This window comes from Hymenobacter agri, from assembly GCF_054778495.1.
On record NZ_BAAGZM010000304.1, the window covers coordinates 1 to 5,017 of the forward strand.

At 63.3% G+C, this 5,017-nt stretch carries 5 protein-coding genes; 1 reads left to right on the forward strand and 4 read right to left on the reverse strand.

The genetic code is table 11. The features are described 5' to 3' along the window. The 3 genes from ACYVDE_RS14265 to ACYVDE_RS14275 form a co-directional block, all read right to left on the reverse strand. On the reverse strand, positions 1-515 hold a 515-nt coding region (locus ACYVDE_RS14265), incomplete at its 3' end, for a substrate-binding domain-containing protein (RefSeq protein WP_460502213.1). A 49-nt stretch (positions 516-564) separates the two neighbouring features. Continuing rightward, on the reverse strand, positions 565-1,041 hold the full coding sequence (locus tag ACYVDE_RS14270; RefSeq protein WP_460502214.1) for a cupin domain-containing protein: 477 nt from the start codon (positions 1,039-1,041) through the stop codon (positions 565-567). A gap of 191 nt (positions 1,042-1,232) precedes the next feature. Next, on the reverse strand, positions 1,233-3,674 hold the full coding sequence (locus tag ACYVDE_RS14275; protein ID WP_460502215.1) for a TonB-dependent receptor: 2,442 nt from the start codon (positions 3,672-3,674) through the stop codon (positions 1,233-1,235). 274 nt (positions 3,675-3,948) lie between these two features. Between ACYVDE_RS14275 and ACYVDE_RS14280 the strand changes: the two genes are divergently transcribed. Beyond that, entirely contained in the window at positions 3,949-4,512 is a 564-nt protein-coding gene (locus tag ACYVDE_RS14280; protein ID WP_460502216.1) for a fasciclin domain-containing protein, read from the forward strand. A gap of 251 nt (positions 4,513-4,763) precedes the next feature. On the opposite strand, the gene ACYVDE_RS14285 is transcribed toward ACYVDE_RS14280, so the two are convergent. Further along, a partial coding sequence (locus tag ACYVDE_RS14285; RefSeq protein ID WP_460502217.1) for a tetratricopeptide repeat protein occupies positions 4,764-5,017 on the reverse strand: 254 nt, incomplete at its 5' end.

Here is a 5,017-nt window from a genome sequence, read left to right on the forward strand (position 1 = left end):
GGCGAGGAGCCCGGCGCGCCTAGGATTTCCAGCACCCGGCCGCGCTGCCCCAGCAGCGAGGCGGCGTAGCGCCCGGCCGTCTGGCCCACTTCCACGTTGTTGCCGCCTACGTAGGCCGTGTACAGCGGCGAGCTGATGCGCCGGTCCAGGATAACCACCGGGATACCGCGGTTGTACACTTCCTCGATAACGGGCGTCACGGGCTCGCTCTCGTTGGCCGAGACTATCAGTAAATCAATACCTTCGCGCAGTAGCTCCTGAATCTGCCGCTGCTGCACGGCACTGCTGTAGTGGGCGTCCTTCATGCGGAAGCGCACTTCGGGGTAGAAGCTCAGCTCCTTTTTCATGCCGGCCAGCATGGCCAGCCGCCAGGCGTCGCCGTTGGTGCACTGCGAGAAGCCGATAGTGTAGTGATGGTCCGGCCCGCTTTGCGCGAGGGCCGTCGTCGCCCGCAAAAGCAGCCCGCCGAGTAGCGCCACCACCATCGGCCAGAAGAAGACGTTGCGGTTTTTCATGGGGTAATATGGGTGGCGGAAGTGAGGCGGCCGAAGCAGTAGGTGGGCCTTATGTAAACTGCGTCACTACCTCGGTCAGGTGCGGAAACTCCCGAGTGAGCGCGCCCCGCTCTGCCAGCTCAAAATCCTGGAAATCGAAGCCCGGCGCCACGGTGCAGCTCACCAGCGCGTAGCCGGTGCGTTGCGGCAGGTGGGCGGCAAACCACGTGTTGGCGGGCACCATGGCCTGCGGTACCGCGCCGGCGGCCAAGTCGTTGCCGAGCACGATGCGGGACAGCTGCCCGTCCGTTAGCAGCAAAATTTCGAGCGGCTGGCCCTGATGAAAAAACCACAGCTCATCCGACTTAATGCGGTGAAAATGGGACTTGTCCTCATTTTCGAGCAGGTAGTAAATGGCCGTGCTCACGTTGCGCGTTTGCCCTTCGGTCGTGGCCAGGGTAGGGGCCGCCCGGTAGGTTTCGCGGTAATAGCCGCCTTCGGGATGCGGCAGCAGTTGCAGGAGCTCGATGATGGGCTGGGCGGACATAGCGAATAGCAAGGTAAAAAAGCAACCGCAACGGCCGGCAGTGAGCGCGAAAGATAGTCCGCTCAATGTTCGGTTAGGCATATTGCTGCCGGAGCAGTTGCCACTACTTGCAACTGCTCATCAACTGAAACCCCGCTCCATCGTCTAACGACAAGACGCCAATAGGCGTCTCTATGCCGGGTTGACGGCTTTTAGAATTCCACGATAAAGCCCACGGTGGGCACCACCAGCGCGTCGCTGTCGGGCAGCAGGATGGGCACGGCGTTGCTGCCGTCGGGGCGCAGGGGCTGGCCATCGGTGGTGGTGTAGCCGGAGTTGTCGGCGAGGCGCTCGAAGGTGTAGGTGGGCACCGACACGGGCTTGGCCAGCAGCGCATTCTGCACGTCGATGTAGAAATCGAAGCTCAGGCGGCGTAGGCTGATTTTCTTGTCGAGGCGCAAATCGAGCTGCTGGAAGGAGCGGAGGCGCTGGGTGTTTAACTGCGAATAATCGAGAATGCCCTGGCCTACGGCCTGGTAGCTGGCGCGGCTGGCCACAGCATCGTAGGGCGTGTAGGGCGCGCCGCCGCCCACGCGGTACTTGGCCCCCAGCTCCCAGCCGGGGCCCAGCTTGTAGCCCAGCAGCGCCGAGCCCAGAAAGCGCGTGTCCCAGGCCGTGGGCCGGTACACGCCATCGGCTCCGTTGAACTCGGAGCGGAAGGCCGTGAGCGACACAATGGCGAACAGCTTGCCACTGAGCTTCTGCTGAAAAAACGCCTCGGCCCCGTAGGCGCGGCCTTGGCCGGTGCTCGTGATGGCCTCGTTGCCGATGGCGTTGAAGTCGCCGCCCAGGTTGGCCAGGCTGATGCCGTCGCGCACGCTCACCGGGTAGTAGGCGTACTTTTTATAGAAGCCCTCGAGCGTGAGGCGGGTGGCCGCGCCGGGCAGCCACTCCAGCCCCGCCACCGCGTGGTCGGAGCGGATGTAGCGGCTGCCCTCGTTCAGGAGCCGGCCGCTGGGGGCGCGGTAGCCCAGAATAGTGCTCGGCGGAATCTTATAGTAGCGCCCCAGGCTGGCGTTGAAATTCAGCGTGGGCAGCAGCGCGTAGCTCAGCGACACGCGCGGCGAGAGGGTGCGGTCGAGGCGGTAGCCTTGCAGCAGGGCGCTGGTGCCATCGGCCCGCACGCCGGCCGATACCGTCAGGCGGCTGTCGGCACCGTAGGTGCGGGTGGCCTGGGCAAACAGGCCGTAGCGCACAAAATCGAGGTCGGTGGTGAAGTTCACCGTTACGGCCGGGCTCACGAGCGCGCCGCTGGCGTCGCGCACCTCGGCCCGAATGCGGTTGCGCAGGTTGTTGTCGTAGTGCACCAGCTGGCCCACCACGCCGTAGCTGTACTGCCAGCGGCCCACGCGCTTATTCACGTCGGCGCGCAGCTTGTTTTCGGTTTCGTGGGTGCGGGCAAACAGCTTGCGGTAGGCTTCCTGGCCCACGTAGCCGTACTGGAACTGGTCGGCCGCGGCGTACTGCTGGGTGCGGCTCAGGGCCAGGTTCAGGTAGCCGTTATCCACGAGGTGGCGCAGGTTCAGGCCCACGGTGTAGTTCCACTGGTCGATGGTGGGATTGTTGCGCAGGATGAACTCCTTGCTGGGCGAGCTTTTCTTGGGCGGCACAATCTCGAAATGGTCGATGGCACCCAGCCCCAGCGTAGTCAGCGTGGTTTTCTCCGAAATTTTGGTGGTCGTCTTGAACTGAAAGTCGTAGAAATCGGGCCGGATGGGCAGGTCAATCAGCTTAAACAGCAGCTGCAAATACGAGCGCCGGGCCGACGCCAGAAACGTGGTATTCTTGGTCAGCGGCCCTTCCAAAGTCGCGGCCACCTCCGTGCCCGAAGTGCGCAGGTTGCCCTGGAGCCGCTCCGAGTTGCCATCGCGCTGCCGGAATTGCAGCACCGCGCTCAGGGCATTGTCGTAGCGCGCCTGGAAGGCCGACGAGCTCAACGTCACATCCTCGATAAAGCTCACGTTGAGAATGCCCGCCGGGCCGCCCGCGCTGCCCTGCGTGGGAAAGTGGTTGATAACCGGCACCTCAATGCCGTCGAGGTAATACACATTCTCGTTCGGCGCGCCGCCCCGGATGATGATGTCGTTGCGGAAGCCCGCCGTGCCGCCCGAGCCGCCGCCGCCCACGCCGGGCAGGCTCTGCACCACCCGCGAAATATCGAAGTTGCCGCCCGGGTTACTCTTAATTTCTTCGGTGGTGAGGCGCTGCACGCTGAGCGGCGTTTCGGGCGTGGCCACGCGAATGGCGCGGTTGGCCGTTACGGTTACTTCGCCCAGCGCCTGCGGGCTTTTGTTGATTTCGAGGTTGAGCGTGTTCACGTTGCCGCTGCTGATGGCCACATCGGCGCGCAGCAGGGCATCGTAGCCCACGAAGCTGGCGCGCAGGTTGTAGGCCCCGGCCGGCACGCCCGCGAGGCGGTAGCGCCCCTCGGCATCGGTGGCAGTGCCGAAGCTGGTGCCTTCGAGCACGACGCTCACGCCGGGCAGGGCTTCCTGAGTGGCGCGGTCGCGCACGGTGCCGGCCAGGGTGCCGGGGTTCTGGGCGCGGACGGTGAGGGAAAGGAGCAGGAAGAGCAGCAGGGTAGTTATTCGCATGAAGCAGCAAGTATCAGAATAGAAAAATGTTTGGGGCAACGTTGGTTGTGTTTGTCATCCTGAGCGCAGCGAAGGGCCTTTTCACGTTCGAACGTACCGTTATTCCAACGTAAGAAGGTCCTTCGCTGCGCTCAGGATGACAGCCGATTAAGAGCCCGCAACTCTTCCAAATAAGGACTGCCCCAAAGAAATTTCACCGCCCACGCAATCCGCTCACGCAAGGTGGGGCGTAGGTGAGTCATCTTTCACAACATCTAATCATCCATCTATACCGATGAAAAAGTCCCTGTTTTCGCTTGCCCTCGTTGCCCTGTTCAGCTTTGGTGCTACCCACACCGCTTCGGCCCAAAAAGCTAAGACCGTAATGGTAGGCGGCGCCCCCATGTACCCCACGAAAAACATCGTGGAAAACGCCGTGAACTCGAAAGACCACACCACCCTGGTGGCTGCCGTGAAGGCCGCCGGCCTGGTGGAAACGCTGAGCAGCGCCGGTCCCTTCACCGTGTTTGCGCCCACCAACGAAGCCTTCAACAAGCTGCCCGCCGGCACCGTGGAAACGCTGGTGAAGCCCGAGAACAAAGCCACCCTCACCAAAATCCTGACCTACCACGTGGTCGCCGGCCGCATGACGGCCGCCGACCTGATGAAAGCCATCAAAGCCGGCGGTGGCAAAGCCACCCTGAAAACCGTGCAGGGCGGCACCCTCACCGCGATGATGAAAGGCAAAGGCATCGAGTTGAAGGATGAAAAAGGCGGCACGTCAATGGTAACCATCGCCGACGTGATGCAGAGCAACGGCGTGATTCACGTAGTAAACACCGTGCTGATGCCTAACTAAGGCTTTCTGAGCTTCTGAACGCAACTTCGACAACCGCCGCCGGCCCCGGGCCGGCGGCGGTTGTTTGCGTTTAACCTCACGGGACCCCTGCGGGGCAGGCCCCTCTCCTCGGGGAGAGGGGAGCCTGACGATTGCGCTGCCGTGGCTCGCACTAGCCACCACCACGCAAGTTGACCTAATTGATGTTGGCTCACGTCTGCGTTGCCGTGGCTCCCCTCTCCCCGAGGAGCGGGGCTGGGGGTGAGGTTGCGCTACTTGCAGCCCTCCTGCGCTTCCCGCGCATAGGCATAGCCCAGCGCCAGCGCGCGACGGTAGAACTCACAGGCTGCGGTGGAATCGCCGGTGTGGGCGGCCAGCTTGCCCAGGAGGAAGTGCGTGCGCCCATCTCTGGGGTTGGCCCGAATGACTTCGAAGAAGTCGTTGCGGGCCTCGTCGTAGCGTTGCAGCGCCGTGCGAGCCACGCCGCGCAACTGCACGTAGTGCCAGGGCTGGCCCCGGCCGGCGC